Below are 15,803 nucleotides of genomic sequence, written 5' to 3'. Positions count from 1 at the left end.
TACATTGCGTTACGTAAATAACGTAACGTAATTTGCGTAATGATATAGTAGATTATATATTGATGAAACCACCAAATAACCCATTTGTACTCAATACCTATCATGGGAAAAAATATTTCTGTGACAGGGAAGATGATCTGGATAAGCTCCAAAATCATATTGACAATGAAAGAAATGTTGTTTTATATGCATGGAGAAGGCTTGGGAAGTCTGCATTAATACAGCGGTTTTTTGAAGAATTGGAAGATACTGGTAAATATGAAACATTGTATGTGGACTTTTTGGCAACGCATACCATTGAAGATGCCGTGAGGACGATTACGACAGTGATCTACGATAAATATGGGAAAACCAAAACAGGTTTTTCGGCCGCCATGCAAAAACTGTTATCCATGATGGGGGCGACTATCAGTTTTGATCCCTATAGTGGCGCACCTGAGTTAAGCTTAGGGTTGAGACAGCCTGGAACTGAAGAACATTCCTTGGATGTCTTGGGTGAATTTCTCAGGGAAAGAAAAAAGAAGATCGTCATCACCATTGATGAATTTCAACAGGTTGCCCATTACGAACAGGATAATGCTGAGGCCATATTCAGGTCATGGACCCAGAAATTTCCTGATATACGCTTTATTTTCAGCGGGAGTCATCGGACCATGATGGTAGAAATGTTTGCGGACAATAGCCGCCCATTCTATCAAAGTGCACAATTGATGTCACTCTTACCCATACCGTTGGAAAAGTACATACCATTTATACAGGGGCACTTCAAGGCAAAAGGAAAAACTATATCCAATGAGCAAATTGAAATGATTTACACATGGGCAAGGGGGCAGACCTATACGATACAGTTGGTCTGCAACTACCTTTATGCTCAATATACCCAAGTCAAGGATGAGCATATCCAAAAAATCTATCAGGATATATTGGAACAACAGCAAGGAATTTTCGCCAATTTCTCCAAGATGCTGACCCGAACTCAATGGAATGTGTTTAAAGCCATAGCGAAAGAAGAGCCTTTATACAATCCTTTGAGCAAGGACTTTATCCAAAAACACAGGTTAGGCGCGGCAAGTACAGTAAATACTGCCCTCAAATCCCTTCAAAAATCCGAATTGGTAGTAGTGGATGATGGGGCATACCTGGTTCATGAGGTTTTACTGGCCAGGTGGATGGCTAAATTATAATTTCTGATAATCTTGGAACCAGATGAATTCATTCACCCAATACGGTCAAAACCAGATTTCTGGGCCCTCCGTGATTCCTGAATTCGCAGAGATAAATACCTTGCCATATTCCCAGCAAAAGTTTTCCACCACTGACAGGCACCTGAACACTTGAACCTATTAAACTGCTTTTCAAATGTGCAGGCATGTCGTCTGACCCTTCATAAGTGTGGATAAATCGTGGATAACTTTCCGGAACCAATTCATTTACAAAGGTTTCAAAGTCTTTTCTTACAGTTGGATCTGCATTTTCGTTGATGGTCAGCCCTGCAGAAGTGTGCTGAATAAATACCTGAAGCATTCCTGTCTGAATTCTTTTGATTTCAGGAAATTCAATTTCAATCAAATCTGTAATCAGATGGTATCCTCAGGGGTATGGCTGTAAAGTAATGGTTTTCTGAAAAATCATTTTAAGGAAATTGGTTCTTGACAATATTAATAATTCTACAAACTTTTTTTAGAGTAAATTCCCAAACACACAAATCAAATAATCATTAACAATCTCTACTTTTTAATGTAACGTATTTAATTATTTAAGACTAACCTTTGTTGGCTTATTTCACCATAACCATAAAATTGGTTGTAAAGCAAAATTCAAAAAATAAAACTATGAAATACTATTTAATTGCATTTACTATGTGCTTGATGATTTCTTCATCTGCAATGGCACAAAATCATTATCCTAATATTGGAGTCAAAGGGGGATTAAATTTTTACAACGTTAATGGGAACGGGGAGTCTGACCTTAAATCAGGTTTGCATCTAGGACTTTTAAGCCATATTCACCTTACCGACCAATTTGCTTTTCAACCCGAAATCATGTACTCAGCCCAAGGGACAAAATTGGGAAGTTCAGATAACAGTCTTAATCTTGATTATATCAATATCCCTTTATTGTTTCAATATATGTTTGACAATGGTTTCCGTTTACATGCCGGACCACAGGTAGGATTCTTGGTTAACGCCAAAGCTAAGTCAGGAAATACCACTGTCAATGTAAAAGACGGATATAATTCATTGGACCTTGGGATCAGTTTCGGAGGAAGCTATGTATTCCCCTCAACAGGATTTGGATTGGATGCGAGGTACAACCATGGATTGAGCAATATCTATGATTCAAGCACACTCCATGCTACCAACCGTGGAGTCCAATTGGGAGTGTTTTACCTCTTTGGACATAAATAACTAATTTAAATAAAGAAGGAAATTTTACCCTTAAAAACTTATCTATTGAACCCCCCATCAGCCTTTTGGTCGGTGGGGATTTTTTTTGAAGGACAAAATGGAAATGATTATTAACCTAAAATTATGGACTTCGATTTCTATTATTTGAAATAAAAAATTAGAAAAAGGAACTAAGAAATTTCTATTTTACTTTCTTTAAATTACAATCGTTTATCAATGTGGATATGAAAATAGAGAAAAATAAAGTAGTTGCGATCAGCTATGAACTGCATGTAGATGATGGAGAGAGTGGGAAAGCGTTTTTTGAAAGCGTAAAAAAGGATCAGGCATTCTATTTCCTTTTTGGCACAGGACATGTACTTCCGGCCTTAGAAGCAGCATTTGAGGGGAAAGAAGCGGGGGATACATTTGAAGTATTTATAGACTTTGAAAACGGTTATGGGGATTATGATGAGAGCAAAAAAGTAATTGTTCCCAAGGCAAATTTCAAAGAAGATGGCAAAAAAGCCAAAGACTTATTGAAAGTCGGAAAAGTAATTACCATGAAAGATGACCAAGGAAATCAGATGAGGGGGGAAATCCTAAAGGTAGATTACAAAGGTGTTCATATGGATTTCAATTCACCATTGGCCGGATTTGATCTCTATTTTTCTGGTGAGATAATCTCTGTAAGGGATGCAGAACCTGAAGAAATCGATCATGGGCATGTGCACGGAAAAGGGGGGCATCAGCATTAAAAAGGCAATTTCCCCAAATCCACATTTCCTCCTGAAAGAATAATCCCCACTTTTTGACCTTTGAACTTTTCTTTGTTTTTCAAGAGAGCGGCTAGCGGTACGGCACAGCTAGGTTCGATTACGATTTTCATTCTTTCATAAATCAAGCGCATGGCTTCAATGATTTCCTGGTCACTGACTGTAAGGATATCATCTACATATTGCATGATGATTTCAAAATTGATTTTTCCTACAGAAGTCAATAAGCCGTCTGCGATGGTTTTTGGGCCTACCATGGGGATCAGTTTTTTGGCTTTGAAAGAGCGGGAGGCATCATCAGCGCCCTCAGGTTCCCCTGCGATTACTTTGGTATTTGGTGAAATATATTTAGTGGTCAATGCCGTACCTCCCAATAAGCCTCCTCCTCCGACAGGTGCCATGATGGTATCAAAAGCTATACCTTCTTCCCACATTTCCAATGCACAGGTGGCCTGTCCCTCAATCACATCTACATAGTCATACGGCGGAATAAAAACAGCACCGGTCCTTTTTACCACTTCTTCAAGAGTGGTCTCCCTCGCTTCCAAAGTAGGTACACATTCGATGATTTCGCCACCATAGCCTTTCACTGCCTTTTTTTTGATCTCCGGAGCGTTGGAAGGCATGACGATGTAGGATTTGATGCCTGCCACTGAAGCTGCCCTTGCCAAGGCTGCGGCATGGTTTCCACTCGAATGGGTGGCGACTCCATTGGCTTTTTGGTCATCAGTCAGCTTCATCACCGCATTGGCAGCCCCCCGGGCTTTGAAGGCGCCGACTTTTTGGAAGTTTTCACACTTGAAATAAATCTGACATCCTGCAATTTTATCAATAGCTTCTGAAGTCATTATGGGTGTTTTATGGATAAAGGGCTGGATTCTTTGGTGTGCCGCTTTGATATCTTCTAGGGTAGGGAAATTCGTTTTTTCATTCATGGTTTTAAAGATAAGGGAAGGTATGAAAACGGACAAAATATTTAACTTGCAAGCCATGAAAATCAGACCTTCTCTTGAAATACTCCTTGAGGGAGTAGATATTTTTCCTTTGATGGGAGAACCTTTGGATCAGTCCAATACCCTTGTCATGGATTTTACTCCTGCCAATCTTGAATTGATGAATATCAACCTTTCAGATACCGGAATATTCAACCATTATGTTTTTGAAAAATTGACTAGCGCCAAAAAGAAATATGGTATTGGTGGATATTTTGAACATCGGGCTATTTATCAACGGAGTGAGGTTTTTGTAACTGATCTGGAAGATTTCAGAAATATTCATTTAGGAGTGGACGTATGGGCGGAGGCGGGAACGGCAGTTTATGCCCCAATGGATGGAAAAGTTTATTCCTTTCAAAATAACCATGGTTTTGGTGATTATGGTCCAACAATCATTTTGGAACACCAACTCAAAGGCGAGAAGCTGTACAGTTTGTATGGCCATCTCAAACTTACCGATTTGGATAATCTGGATGTTGGGAAGGAAATTTTCAAAGGAGAAAAATTCTGTCATTTGGGACCTTTTCCTGAGAATGGAGATTGGCCGCCGCATGTACATTTTCAACTGATGTGGGATTTATTGGGGAATTGGGGCGATTTTCCAGGTGTGTGTTCCCATAGGGAAATCGAAAAATTCAAAAATATTTGCCCGGACCCGAATCTTATGATCGGATATTCCTCAAGGTAATCAATCTGATTCCTTCCAAAGTCAGGTTCCTGTCCACGAGTTCGAAAGAATCTTTTAAGGTTGTCAGAATTGAGGACAGTCCACCTGTTGCAATCACCCGACATTGATGTCCGACTTCCTGTTGGATGGTTTCCAGCATTCCTTTGACCAATCCGGTATAGCCATATAATATCCCGGCCTGAATCGAATGAATGGTGTTTTTTCCTAAAGCTGATTGTGGCATTTTCAATTCGACCTCAGGAAGCTTCGAGGTGTTGGTAAATAATGATTTGATGGCAGTTTTAAGCCCGGGAACTATGTTTACTCCAAGAATTTTTCCGTCATTTCCTACTACAGTAAAGGTCAAAGCAGTCCCAAAATCGACAATGATACAGCCTGTCTGAAATTTCTCATATGCAGCGGCTACATTGCACATCAGGTCTGAACCTATTTCATTTGGCCTTGCAGTTGAAACTTTGAGTTTGTCATAACTCCTTCCATTGATCAGGTAGCAATCTTTTTCCAGATATTCCTTACAAAATTGTTGGATTACAGGATTGATTTCCGGTACTACCGAGGATATGCCGACATTCAGGATTTCATCGGTTTTAATGTCATTTTCCAAAAAGAACAAATGGATATCCTTTTCCAACTTTAATACAGAAATTCCTTTTTGGGTATTGATTCGGAATTCATGGATCCACTTCTTTTGATTTTCATCATAAAAGCCAAAAACAATATTGGAATTACCAGCATCAATCGCTAAAAACATATTTTCTCTGTTTGGTCAATGGTTCGGAAAAGAAGGGGTTTTGATCTTTCTTGATTGTGCCAAATATATAAATTGATTTTTTGCTTTTCTGTTTTTTGGTAATTTTCCATTATGTATACAATCAGAAAGGGAAAAATAGAAGACTTGCCAAGAGTGTTGGAATTGGTGAGAGAATTGGCTGTTTATGAAAAAGCTCCGGAACAGGTCACAAATACAGTGAAAATGATGGAAGAGGATGGTTTTGGTCCAAACGCTGTATTTGGATTTTTTGTGGCGATCAAGGACAGTACCACCGAAATCATCGGTATTTCAATTTATTATTACCGATACAGCACCTGGAAAGGCCGGCGACTTTATTTGGAGGATATTGTCGTGACTGAATCTGAAAGAGGAAATGGGGCGGGCAAACTGCTTTTTGAAAGGACCATGCTCAAATGTCTGGAAGACGGCTGTACCGGAATGATGTGGCAGGTATTGGATTGGAATAAACCGGCTATCAATTTTTATCAAAAATACGGGGCAGACCTTGATGAGGGATGGATCAATTGTAACTTACAAGCTGACGAAATTAAGGAGATTTTGGGAAAATAATTGCAAATGCAATATTAAGATATTGCGAATAAGATAAAATATTTATATATTTATGTGGTAATTAATAATCCTCGTTATGGCCGATAAGTATTCCATCAAAAAACTGAGTTCCGAATATCACCCGGCGATTCTTGATATTCAGGAGCTTCAATATTTCTTTAAGACCCGGACTGACATGGTTTCAGAGCCACATCCTTATTTGGATGACACCATGTCGTTTTCGGAGACCAAGGTTTTGTTTGATTTTTTGGACTATAGTCAGCATGATGTGGCTGAGGTAATGGAGGTGGATCCAAGTACGCTTTTCCGTTGGAAAAAGGAAGACAAAACATTGACAAGATTATTGACCAAAACTATCAAGGATATGGATAAAGTGATTGCAAAAGGTGTCAGGATATTTGGTACAGAGGCATTATTTTCAGCGTGGCTTCATACCCAGAATCACGCTTTGGACCACAAAAAGCCTGCAGATCTGATGAGGGATCCTTATGGATTGGAATTAGTAGATCAGGCTTTGGAGGCCATGTCTTGGGGCTCATTTCTCTAAAATAATTTTTCCGATTTGAAAGTTTATAGGCTGATAGAAAATATAAAAGGGAGAAGTCCTTTGGGTTATGGTTTGGGAGGTGGAAGATGGAATCTTTATGGTACACCTGTGATTTACTGCTGTAGTGTTTCTTCGCTTAATTTCTTGGAACTGCTGAGTATAAAAGGCCCGGTAGTAAGTAATGCCTCTTGGATTTTGGTTACTTTGGAGCTCATCACAGAGTTATCCTATATAGAAATAGATGAATTACCACCTGATTGGAAAACGAGGCCCTACCCGATCAGCACCCAGCAAATTGGTACAGCTTGGGCCAAACAGATGGTTTCTCCTGTATTAAAAATTCCTTCCTGCAGGATTCCTGTCAGTAGTTTTGAAAATGAATTCAATATATTGATCAACCCACTTCATCCCGAATTTCATCAGGTTGTAAAACTAATCAGCGCTGAGGAAGTTGGTTTTGAAGTGAATTACTAAAAAGCTTTCATGAACATCGATCTAAAAAACCAAAGAATTCTTGTCACAGGTGCATCAAGAGGAATCGGAAGGGCCATTTCTGAACAACTATCCAATTCAGGGGCTGAAGTGCTGATCCATTTCAACAAAAACCTTGAACAGGCCAAAAGTTTACAGCTGAGTTTACCAAACCCTTCTCATCTTGCTCCTTGTGATTTATCCAATCTGGAATTGGTTTCAGGATGGATTCCCGAATTAGTGAATACCTATGGGAAAATCGATGCAGTGGTGAACAATGCCGGTATTGCAATCGGTGTAGCAGATAATGCCCCGACATCTGATTGGCTGGAAGTGTGGAAAAAAACCATGGATGTCAACATCAATGCATTGGCCATCATCTCCAAGGAATTTATCGAACATGCCCGCAAAAACAAAAATGGCAGATTGGTCAATATTTCATCCCGTGCTGCCTTTAGGGGAGATACACCGGATTATTTGGCTTATGCTGCTTCAAAAGCTGCTATAGTTAGTTATACCCGGTCTATTGCCAGGTATTATGGAAAAGAGGGAATCAAGGCATTTATCATTGCACCGGGATTTACCAGGACTGACATGGCGCAGGATTTTATGGATCAGTATGGGGAAGAGTATGCCTTAAATGATATTGCACTCAATCAGTTGACCAAGCCACAAGATATTGCACCAATGGTTACTTTGCTTTGTTCTGGGTTGGCAGACCATGCCACAGGCTGTACAATAGATATCAATGCGGGTTCTTATGTGCATTGAATGAAATTTAATGGCAAAAAATCAACACGATACCTTTTCACCTGAAATGTTGAAAATCCTGAAAATTTTTGGGATAGGGTCTTTATTGTTTGTCTTTGTCATGTCATTTTTCAACGAAAGAAGAGCCAATAATTCAGGTAAGGAGGAAAGTCCTATGAGTATTGGGGATGCAGAAAGGTTGTATTTCAAAAATGTCAGGGCAGCATATTACGACATAGAGGATAGAAAGGATGCAAAGATGACTATTTACCGCTACGGGAAAAGAGCTAAAATTGAAGAGGTCCTATCTATTGAGTTGTCCATTCTTTTGAATAAAGTCAAAGACGAAGCATATATATTTGTTGAATCCAGCTCCGGAGAATTTCCTATCAAAATCAGGTGGTCCAACCTTGAACAGAAAGATAGAAAAGGTGAATTGGTTTTTGAAGGCGGCGATAAATTCCAACATTTGGGATTTGTTGAAAAGCTTTATCCTTTGCTTCTTGAAAATACTTCTTTTGAGTTATGGAATGACGGAAAATTTACTCCCATATTGGTGGATGACAATGAGAAAGAAGCCTTACTGATTACGGTTAAAGACTATTTTAAGCTTATCAACAGTTCAAAATAAACCCTAAAAGAAACCGTAAATCTTTTATAAGAACTTTTCTGACTATATTTTTTTCAATAAAACCCTTATCTCCTAAATATCAAAATGATTTTGATTCTGAAAAAAAATTGGTGTTCCGAGTTTTCAATCCTATTTAATAATACCAAGCCCATTAATGAACTATTTGAGACGATAAATCTTAAAAATATTACTCTGTAGGACAGGAATCTTATTTAGAGCGACCAAGAAACCGATTTTAGTATTATCTGAAAAAATTAATTTCAGGAATGGCATTAAATGCGAAACCATGTGGTATTAGTCGATAGAAATAACTTGCACTAATGTCTAAATTTATCCAAGCAGAATAACACTTGAAATCAATCCTAACCCTAAAGCCATGATGATTATGAAACCATTAAAAATATTATTGATTGTAATCTTTGTGATAGGATTTTTTGTTTTTGATTTAACAAAAGCCGAAGCCCAAAAGCTGATGTTTATTTCAGATGAACTTCACGAAAATGCAGATAAATTTGAAGTCGGGATGAAAGGCGGAGTAGGGATACTCAAATATTATTTTGGTTCCTATAAAGTGACTAAAACGAAAACAGGCTGGACAAAGAGTAAGTACAATTCAAAATTGTTCAGCCCATTGGAGACTGCATCATCAGAAAGGAAACTATCATTTGAATTTGTTTCTGACAGAGGGGATACCGCTTGGGTCAATTTGAACCGGAACATGAATTATGAGGGAATCAATAAGGAAGGAATAACTTTTTTCGGCGGAAATGCATCGATTAATTTTGGTGGTTACCAAGAAGTATTGGAGAATTTCGATAATCTGTTAGGTGTGATTGAGACCAATGCAGAGGAACCGGCTTGGAGTTTTATTGTAAGCGAAAAATACGGAAGCAGAGTTGGAGAAAAACCCGTTTTTGTCGGCTGGTTATCAAATGGTGATAGAATGATTGACATCCTTCCTGTATTTGAATATCAGAATCCCGGTAAAAAAAGTATGGTGGATATGATGATGGGTTCAGAAATATGGTTGAAGGGGTTTGAATTTGTAGAAAACGGCAGATCACTAGGAGCTGTTCAGGTAGGTCCAATGAAAAAAATGTTTGTTGTTTGGTTGTCCAAAAAAAATGATCCTATGACTGATTTTGTCATAGGATCAACTTTTGCCGCGCTGATGCCGGAATACCAAATCGATATGGATTCAAATTTTTAAAATCTGACCTTTACACCTGCCAGGAAATTGGTTCCTGCTTGGGGGTAGAAAAAGTTTTCGGTAACAAGTTCTCTTCCTGTTGCTCCTTCCCCAGGAAGAAAATAGCTGAAGGTATAGCCATTTGGCTCATACATTTGGTTCAGGATATTATTAATCAAAAGGGTGAATTCAAGATTCTTTACAAATCTTGGCCTTAATGAATAATTCAATCTGATATCATTGGTGAAGAATGAATTCAACTTCCTGCCATCATTTTGGGTGTTATCCATAAACTGATCCCCTACATATTTGTTCAAAAGACTGATTTCCAGATTTTTGATTGGCCTGTAATCGATTATTGCTGCCGCAATTACATTAGGGGAGAAAGCTATATCCGTATTCGTATGAACAATTACCTCCTGTCTGAATTCCGGTGCAGCATAGTCATCAATATACTCCGTAAATTCGCTGATCTTGTTTCGGCTGACTGTCAAATTTGCCCCAAAGGTAAATTTTTGACTGACGCGATAGGCCCCGTCCAGTTCAATACCAGCCCTAAATGAATTTGGAACATTTTCCCTGATATATGCGCCTACATCATTTAGCTGCCCGGTCAATACCAATTGATCCCTGTATTTCATGTAAAAGAAATTTGCATTGTAGCTTAGGTTGCCTTTCTGTGTCCGAATTCCGGCCTCAATATTCTGAAGGTTTTCATGTTTCGGAATTCTATCTACCTGACTGTCTGTAAAGTCATTTCTGACAGGTTCTCGGTTGGCAACAGCATAGGATGCATACCAGGTTTCACCATTTCCGGTTTCATAGGAAAAGCCAAGTTTCGGATTAAAGAACCTGAACCGATAATCTCCTTCAATGTCTCTTCTGTCATCATTGACCCCGATAAAGGAATAATCTATTCCCCTAAACTGCATATCTGCAAAAAGAAACAAACCTTTGGAGGCTTCCACAGTAGCTTTTGCATAAAGATTGACATCGTCTTTGATAGCCGTATTGTCATAGTATCTGTCCCGAATCTGGGTGTTGCCTGCAGTACCCATCCAGATTATCTCGCCGAAATGATCTCCGTCATAACGGTTGACCCCACCTCCGAAAATCAAATTCCATTTTTCATCATCCGTTAAATAATTAAAAGAAAAAACCCCACCAAAGAAATCGTTGTCTAGCCATCTCCTTCTGATGATATCTGTGCGGCTTATGGTCTCTCCGCCGATCTGAATGGGTTCCAGTCCATAATTGGATAACCGGTCATTGGGTCTGAACTGTTCAAAATACCCTCTTCCATAGGTGTAATGCAGACCGGCATTCGCTTTCCAATTGCTATTTAAATTTCCTGTATAAATTAACTGATAATGATCTTGTTGGTAATTATCTGTTTGATTGTCATAAGTATATGGATTGAAAGTCCGGTTTGTTTCCAACAAGGCTTCCGGTACACCTTCCCAAGCTTGATAAGTCTGTTCTTTTCCGGAAAATACATTCAGTTTGATCACATGATTATCACCGAAGTACCCGCCGGAGACAAAATAAGATCTTAAATCTGAAAATGCCCTATCTATAAAACCATCGGTACTGATCTGGGAAAGTCTTGCATCAAAAGCCCATCTATTATTGATTAACCCGGAACCCAGTTTCACCATATGCCTTCTTGTATTGAAAGAACCAAAAGAATTATCCACCTCTCCAAAAGCTTCTTCCTGATAGGAATCCGTTTGTATATTCAAACTTGCCCCAAAAGTAGCTGCGCCGTTGGTGGAGGTACCCACCCCCCTTTGGATTTGAATATTATCCACTGAAGAAGCGAAATCAGGCATGTTTACCCAAAAAACCCCGTGTGATTCAGCATCATTTAATGGGATGCCATTAACGGTGACATTGATTCTTGTTTGGTCTGATCCCCGTATTCTTAAGCCCGTATAGCCTACACCTGCTCCTGCATCAGAAAAACTGACTACTGATGGGGTGAAATTAAGCAGAATAGGTAAATCCTGTCCCAGATTCAATTTGGCTATATCTGATTTGTCCACCATCTTGAATGTGGTTGGTGTGCGGTCAGAAGCCCTTGTGGCATAAACCATAAACTCTTCGGTCAACAAACTGCTGGGATCCAGGTTGATGGCCAATTCCTCGGTCAAAGGAACACTTAAGTCCATCGTAAAGCTTTCAAATCCCAAAAAACTTGCCCGGAGGGTATATTTTCCCGGAGGAATATTTTTGATTTCAAACTTGCCATCCAAATCTGAGGTCGAACCTCTGCCCGTACCTACCAAGATGATGTTTGCACCGATCAATTCTTCCATGGTGTCTGAATTTTTGATACTACCACGGATACTGTTTTGGCCATAAGCCATTTCTCCTACCAGCCAAAAAGCCAGTATAAATACTAATTTTTTCATGATGATAATTATGCTGCCATTAAATGGCCTTTGGTTAAACATCAGAAAACCAGGGGAGATTTTCTGCTTTTTGTTTACCCTTTACCAATACTTTTTTCAAACAAAGATTATTGCATGCATGAAACAGAGAACTTACTCTGTGGACTTCGTGTCCTCTTTGTATGGTTAAATTCGTATTGGTTACTCATTTCCCTTCGCCGGCACTACCCGGATCAGGTATTGTGGGTATGATCTCAGCCCGTTTTGTTAAGGCACCCCTAATGATCTTGATGCAAATCTAGTCTGAAATGCTCGTTATCCAAATTTTAAATGGATGAAAAGTAAAAATGGTCAAATGTCATTTTGGTACAAAGTTAATTTCTAAGCAATTAAGGACTAAACCAAAAAAAATAGCCACAGTAAAAACTGTAGCTATTTCATTTCATTAATAATTTCTAAAATCAATAATTTCTTCCAAGTTCCCTGAGATGGTTCACATGTGATGCGAAGGCCAATCTCATCTTTGGATGTTCCAAATAAGGAATACCATACTCATTACACGTTTCCTTAATTATTTTACTGATAGCCGGATAGTGGATATGGGAAATATTCGGGAAAAGATGGTGTTCCACCTGAAAATTCAATCCCCCTACCAGCCAAGAAAGCACTTTATTATCCGTAGCAAAATTGGAAGTTGTTTTCAACTGATGTATTGCCCAATCGTTTTCCAATTTGTTTTTTTCATCCGGCAAAGGAAATGCTGTTTCCTCCAAGGAATGGGCAAGTTGGAAAACTACACTGAGGAAAACTCCTGTTGAAACCCCAAAAACCAAGAAACCAACCAACCATGGTGTGAATCCTACCATATAGATCGGCAGGGCCACAAACAAAATCAGATGAACTACTTTAAACATCCAAAAAGAAGTATGCTCTTTCCAGCCCATTTTTTGAATAGGCACAGAACCTACTCTTTTTTGTACATATTTCTTATAATCTGTGACAAATACCCAGTACAGATATAATAAACCATAAACAAAAAGAAAATAACGATGCTGGTATTTATGAATTTTAAAGTGCTTTTGTGTTGGGTTCAATCTTAAGAAAGGCCTGGCATTCATGTCATCATCATGGTCAGCCACATTGGTGAAGGAATGGTGGGCAACATTGTGCTTGGTCTTCCACATAAATACATTGGCTCCAAGGAAATTGATAGAAGAACCTGCAATTTCGTTGACCCAGCTTTTTCTGCTGAAACTCCCATGTGCACCGTCATGCATTACATTGAATCCAATGGCTGAAGCAAGTCCCCCGAGAAGGATAGCCTCCAGAACTCCAATCGCCCAAAAAGGCGTGAAGAAAATCAAATGGATATAGACAGCTATGAAAGCAATCACAAATAGGATCGCTTTAAAATACAGGGATGAATTTCCTGTTTCTTTTACATTTTTTTCAGTAAAGTAGTTTTTAATCCTTTCCTTCAGATCTGAATGAAAGGTAGAGGCATTGTTGAATCTTGGGGCACGCATGATTATGATATTGAGATGATTGTATTTCTAAAGATTGCATAGTAAACTGGGTGATTTTTCTACAGTCTTACTACAAATGTAGCTTAAAATAAGTTTAATTTATTGAAATATGTGAAGTATGGTATAATTATATAGAGAATTAACATTTTTTAAAATGCAATGCCCAATTGAAGTGCCAATTCAAGGGAGGTTGGATCATCATTTCCAAAACGTATGGGCATTGGTATAGTCATAAACCAAGAGGTGAATTGACCAACTTTTAAAGTCTTGCTGATAACTGGAGTCAAACCGTATCTCCCTGAAGTTTCAAAGGACAATAATTGGTTGAAATTCCATCCATTGGGGAAGTGAAACTGAATCCCCGGATTAAGCACCAAATTGTCCATCCTGCTGCTACCTTCTTTGAAAACTATGATGGGGACCAATTCAAATATAAACCCATATCTGTTGCTGTTGGTTCTGTATACCAGCCCTGTGGGAAAACCCATGGCATAGCCGTTACTGAAATTGTTGGTAGTCTCGCCTCCACTGAATTTCACAAGGGGATTGAGATAGCTGAAATAGCCTATGATTTTTGCGGGTTCATTTTCATTGGGTTTGTCCTGCGCTATGGAAATCGAGATTGAGAACAGAAAGAAAAAGAAACATGAGGCCCAAAATTTTTTCATGATGTGCTGGAGTTGAAGAGTAAATCAGAAAATTCTTAAAAATTTAAATAAAGAATGCCTTATTTCAAAATAGGTAAGAAAATAGATCTCACGGTACTTTTACAGTAGGGCTTTAATGGGTTATTGAGAAGCAGATATTCGTTGGAAGAGGATGGACAATTGGCCAAACTTTCTAAGGTTTGTAGCAACATAGCCCGAACCAATAATGATTAATTGAATAAGGGGATTTTTTCTTCTATAAATTCAATTGATTTTTTCCTTCGCTCTTCAAGCGATCCTGAAATTACTTGATAAGGTATTCCGGAATCTATAACTAGGTTTCTATAAATTTCCAAAAAGTATTCTCTTTGCTTCGGTTCCGGATGTTCTCTTTGCGGATCATTTTCCCAGGGAATATCAATGTCTGTCAATAAATACAGGTCATATTTCCTATCGGTTATTTGCTGTTCTACCCAAGAATGTACTTTTCCGAATTTGTGTTGGCTCCATACCTTGATGACATGAAGGTCTGTATCACAGATTAAGAGGTTTTCGGTTTTTTTTATTGCCGTTTCTTCTTCCCTGATTTGCCCTTTGGCAATTTCAAGCAAATCATCAAAGGTGTATTGGCCCTCCAATTTTTCAAGATAATTGCGAGCATATTCAGGTACCCAAGGACAATTGAAATATTCTGCCAGGCTTTTTGAAAGCGTACTTTTACCTGTGGATTCAGGACCGATCACTACGATTTTATGTGGCATATTCCTCCTTTTTGACCTTTGAGGCTTTTATCCACTCCATCAATCCAATAGTTGCCAATACGGTAAAGAACAGAAATTGGAATGAAGTGAGCATCAACCCTTTGTAAAAATAGAGTGGCACAGAAACTATATCTGTGATAATCCAAGCTATCCAGTTTTCTACTTTCTTTTTGGCCATCAGCCACATTCCCACAAAAGCTGAAGCAGTGGTAAAAGAATCCCAATAGGGAACGTCGCTGTCTGTGAAATTTGCCAAAACAAAATAAAGGGTACCATATGAAGCTAAGAAGAGCAAAACTGACTGAATAAGGCCTTTATGGCTCAGCCAGGTAACAGGCAGTTCAGGATTGCCATTGGTAGGCCGGCTCCATAAGTACCAGCCATAAATGGACATGGCAAAGTAATAGGCATTGATCCCCATGTCTGCATAAAGCTTATACTTCAGACAGATATACACGTATATGATGGTACTGATCATTCCGGTTGGGAAAACCAGGATGTTTTTCTTAATAGAATAAAACACGCTTGCAATGCCAAAAAATACAGCCACAGCTTCTAGCCAGGTCATTGCTGCTACTCCCTCTTTGATTCCTTCCCAGATCCATTGTACATCCATATGGCGAATTAAAAGAGAAAAATCAGAAATGGGAAATTTTGTATTGATAGATGTCGGATGTCGGATGACCGAAATAAAGGATAC

Annotated in this window: 18 protein-coding genes and 1 riboswitch; of the genes, 10 read left to right on the top strand and 8 right to left on the bottom strand. The window is 38.8% G+C overall.

What is annotated here, in order from left to right; translation table 11 throughout:
- Positions 1-62 precede the first annotated feature (62 nt).
- A complete protein-coding gene (locus B9A52_RS04685; protein WP_084119208.1) occupies positions 63-1,184 on the top strand; it encodes an AAA family ATPase in 1,122 nt (373 codons plus the stop codon).
- 28 nt (positions 1,185-1,212) lie between these two features.
- Here the strand turns inward: B9A52_RS04685 and B9A52_RS04680 are convergent, their stop codons facing one another.
- Entirely contained in the window at positions 1,213-1,581 is a 369-nt protein-coding gene (locus B9A52_RS04680; protein ID WP_231955605.1) for a secondary thiamine-phosphate synthase enzyme YjbQ, read from the bottom strand.
- Between the two features lie 251 nt (positions 1,582-1,832).
- On the opposite strand from B9A52_RS04680, the gene B9A52_RS04675 reads away from it, so the two are divergent.
- Both B9A52_RS04675 and B9A52_RS04670 read left to right on the top strand, forming a co-directional pair.
- Positions 1,833-2,408, top strand: coding sequence for a porin family protein (locus B9A52_RS04675; RefSeq protein ID WP_157370068.1), 576 nt, complete (start codon positions 1,833-1,835; stop codon positions 2,406-2,408).
- A gap of 224 nt (positions 2,409-2,632) precedes the next feature.
- Positions 2,633-3,145, top strand: coding sequence for an FKBP-type peptidyl-prolyl cis-trans isomerase (locus B9A52_RS04670; protein ID WP_084119206.1), 513 nt, complete (start codon positions 2,633-2,635; stop codon positions 3,143-3,145).
- On the opposite strand, the gene B9A52_RS04665 is transcribed toward B9A52_RS04670, so the two are convergent.
- The gene (locus B9A52_RS04665) at positions 3,142-4,098 is read right to left on the bottom strand and encodes a pyridoxal-phosphate dependent enzyme (protein ID WP_084119205.1); all 957 of its coding nucleotides are present in this window, start codon (positions 4,096-4,098) and stop codon (positions 3,142-3,144) included. The genes B9A52_RS04670 and B9A52_RS04665 overlap by 4 nt on opposite strands.
- A 55-nt stretch (positions 4,099-4,153) precedes the next feature.
- Between B9A52_RS04665 and B9A52_RS04660 the strand changes: the two genes are divergently transcribed.
- A complete protein-coding gene (locus B9A52_RS04660; protein ID WP_231955492.1) occupies positions 4,154-4,846 on the top strand; it encodes a peptidoglycan DD-metalloendopeptidase family protein in 693 nt (230 codons plus the stop codon).
- On the opposite strand, the gene B9A52_RS04655 is transcribed toward B9A52_RS04660, so the two are convergent.
- Entirely contained in the window at positions 4,821-5,597 is a 777-nt protein-coding gene (locus tag B9A52_RS04655) for a type III pantothenate kinase (RefSeq protein WP_084119203.1), read from the bottom strand. The genes B9A52_RS04660 and B9A52_RS04655 overlap by 26 nt on opposite strands.
- Before the next feature lie 111 nt (positions 5,598-5,708).
- On the opposite strand from B9A52_RS04655, the gene B9A52_RS04650 reads away from it, so the two are divergent.
- From B9A52_RS04650 to B9A52_RS04625, 6 genes are all read left to right on the top strand, one after another.
- Entirely contained in the window at positions 5,709-6,188 is a 480-nt protein-coding gene (locus B9A52_RS04650; RefSeq protein WP_084119202.1) for a GNAT family N-acetyltransferase, read from the top strand.
- 76 nt (positions 6,189-6,264) lie between these two features.
- Entirely contained in the window at positions 6,265-6,735 is a 471-nt protein-coding gene (locus B9A52_RS04645; RefSeq protein ID WP_084119201.1) for an antitoxin Xre/MbcA/ParS toxin-binding domain-containing protein, read from the top strand.
- 15 nt (positions 6,736-6,750) lie between these two features.
- Entirely contained in the window at positions 6,751-7,209 is a 459-nt protein-coding gene (locus tag B9A52_RS04640; protein WP_084119200.1) for an RES family NAD+ phosphorylase, read from the top strand.
- 9 nt (positions 7,210-7,218) lie between these two features.
- Positions 7,219-7,977 (top strand): SDR family NAD(P)-dependent oxidoreductase, encoded by a 759-nt coding sequence (locus B9A52_RS04635; protein ID WP_084119199.1) that lies wholly within the window; start codon positions 7,219-7,221, stop codon positions 7,975-7,977.
- A 10-nt stretch (positions 7,978-7,987) separates the two neighbouring features.
- The gene (locus tag B9A52_RS04630; protein WP_084119198.1) at positions 7,988-8,587 is read left to right on the top strand and encodes a hypothetical protein; all 600 of its coding nucleotides are present in this window, start codon (positions 7,988-7,990) and stop codon (positions 8,585-8,587) included.
- Positions 8,588-8,972: 385 nt separating this feature from the next.
- On the top strand, positions 8,973-9,797 hold the full coding sequence (locus B9A52_RS04625; RefSeq protein WP_157370067.1) for a hypothetical protein: 825 nt from the start codon (positions 8,973-8,975) through the stop codon (positions 9,795-9,797).
- Here B9A52_RS04625 and B9A52_RS04620 read toward each other — a convergent pair.
- From B9A52_RS04620 to pnuC, 5 genes are all read right to left on the bottom strand, one after another.
- Positions 9,794-12,190, bottom strand: coding sequence for a TonB-dependent receptor (locus B9A52_RS04620; protein WP_084119196.1), 2,397 nt, complete (start codon positions 12,188-12,190; stop codon positions 9,794-9,796). The genes B9A52_RS04625 and B9A52_RS04620 overlap by 4 nt on opposite strands.
- Positions 12,191-12,362: 172 nt before the next feature.
- Positions 12,363-12,459, bottom strand: a riboswitch (TPP riboswitch).
- Positions 12,460-12,630: 171 nt separating this feature from the next.
- Positions 12,631-13,695, bottom strand: coding sequence for a fatty acid desaturase family protein (locus tag B9A52_RS04615; RefSeq protein WP_084119195.1), 1,065 nt, complete (start codon positions 13,693-13,695; stop codon positions 12,631-12,633).
- A 149-nt stretch (positions 13,696-13,844) separates the two neighbouring features.
- Positions 13,845-14,363 (bottom strand): hypothetical protein, encoded by a 519-nt coding sequence (locus tag B9A52_RS04610; protein ID WP_084119194.1) that lies wholly within the window; start codon positions 14,361-14,363, stop codon positions 13,845-13,847.
- A 209-nt stretch (positions 14,364-14,572) separates the two neighbouring features.
- The gene (locus tag B9A52_RS04605) at positions 14,573-15,103 is read right to left on the bottom strand and encodes an AAA family ATPase (RefSeq protein WP_084119193.1); all 531 of its coding nucleotides are present in this window, start codon (positions 15,101-15,103) and stop codon (positions 14,573-14,575) included.
- Entirely contained in the window at positions 15,093-15,719 is a 627-nt protein-coding gene (pnuC, locus tag B9A52_RS04600) for a nicotinamide riboside transporter PnuC (RefSeq protein WP_084119192.1), read from the bottom strand. Before pnuC ends, B9A52_RS04605 begins: the two co-directional genes overlap by 11 nt.
- Positions 15,720-15,803 lie beyond the last annotated feature (84 nt).

Origin of the sequence: Aquiflexum balticum DSM 16537 (assembly GCF_900176595.1) — a bacterium.
GTDB lineage: Bacteria > Bacteroidota > Bacteroidia > Cytophagales > Cyclobacteriaceae > Aquiflexum > Aquiflexum balticum.
Note: the sequence above shows the minus strand (reverse complement) of the source record. Positions and strands in the feature narration are given on the sequence as shown.

What these genes read in the sequence shown, in the direction of transcription:
- B9A52_RS04660 (WP_231955492.1), top strand. Translation starts at nt 4,154, where the DNA reads ATGAAAATCAGACCTTCTCTTGAAATACTCCTTGAGGGAGTAGATATT.
- pnuC (WP_084119192.1), bottom strand. Translation starts at nt 15,719, where the DNA reads ATGGATGTACAATGGATCTGGGAAGGAATCAAAGAGGGAGTAGCAGCA.
- B9A52_RS04615 (WP_084119195.1), bottom strand. Translation starts at nt 13,695, where the DNA reads ATGCGTGCCCCAAGATTCAACAATGCCTCTACCTTTCATTCAGATCTG.
- B9A52_RS04605 (WP_084119193.1), bottom strand. Translation starts at nt 15,103, where the DNA reads ATGCCACATAAAATCGTAGTGATCGGTCCTGAATCCACAGGTAAAAGT.
- B9A52_RS04675 (WP_157370068.1), top strand. Translation starts at nt 1,833, where the DNA reads ATGAAATACTATTTAATTGCATTTACTATGTGCTTGATGATTTCTTCA.
- B9A52_RS04685 (WP_084119208.1), top strand. Translation starts at nt 63, where the DNA reads ATGAAACCACCAAATAACCCATTTGTACTCAATACCTATCATGGGAAA.
- B9A52_RS04650 (WP_084119202.1), top strand. Translation starts at nt 5,709, where the DNA reads ATGTATACAATCAGAAAGGGAAAAATAGAAGACTTGCCAAGAGTGTTG.
- B9A52_RS04645 (WP_084119201.1), top strand. Translation starts at nt 6,265, where the DNA reads ATGGCCGATAAGTATTCCATCAAAAAACTGAGTTCCGAATATCACCCG.
- B9A52_RS04620 (WP_084119196.1), bottom strand. Translation starts at nt 12,190, where the DNA reads ATGAAAAAATTAGTATTTATACTGGCTTTTTGGCTGGTAGGAGAAATG.
- B9A52_RS04610 (WP_084119194.1), bottom strand. Translation starts at nt 14,363, where the DNA reads ATGAAAAAATTTTGGGCCTCATGTTTCTTTTTCTTTCTGTTCTCAATC.
- B9A52_RS04635 (WP_084119199.1), top strand. Translation starts at nt 7,219, where the DNA reads ATGAACATCGATCTAAAAAACCAAAGAATTCTTGTCACAGGTGCATCA.
- B9A52_RS04670 (WP_084119206.1), top strand. Translation starts at nt 2,633, where the DNA reads ATGAAAATAGAGAAAAATAAAGTAGTTGCGATCAGCTATGAACTGCAT.
- B9A52_RS04630 (WP_084119198.1), top strand. Translation starts at nt 7,988, where the DNA reads ATGGCAAAAAATCAACACGATACCTTTTCACCTGAAATGTTGAAAATC.
- B9A52_RS04655 (WP_084119203.1), bottom strand. Translation starts at nt 5,597, where the DNA reads ATGTTTTTAGCGATTGATGCTGGTAATTCCAATATTGTTTTTGGCTTT.
- B9A52_RS04625 (WP_157370067.1), top strand. Translation starts at nt 8,973, where the DNA reads ATGAAACCATTAAAAATATTATTGATTGTAATCTTTGTGATAGGATTT.
- B9A52_RS04665 (WP_084119205.1), bottom strand. Translation starts at nt 4,098, where the DNA reads ATGAATGAAAAAACGAATTTCCCTACCCTAGAAGATATCAAAGCGGCA.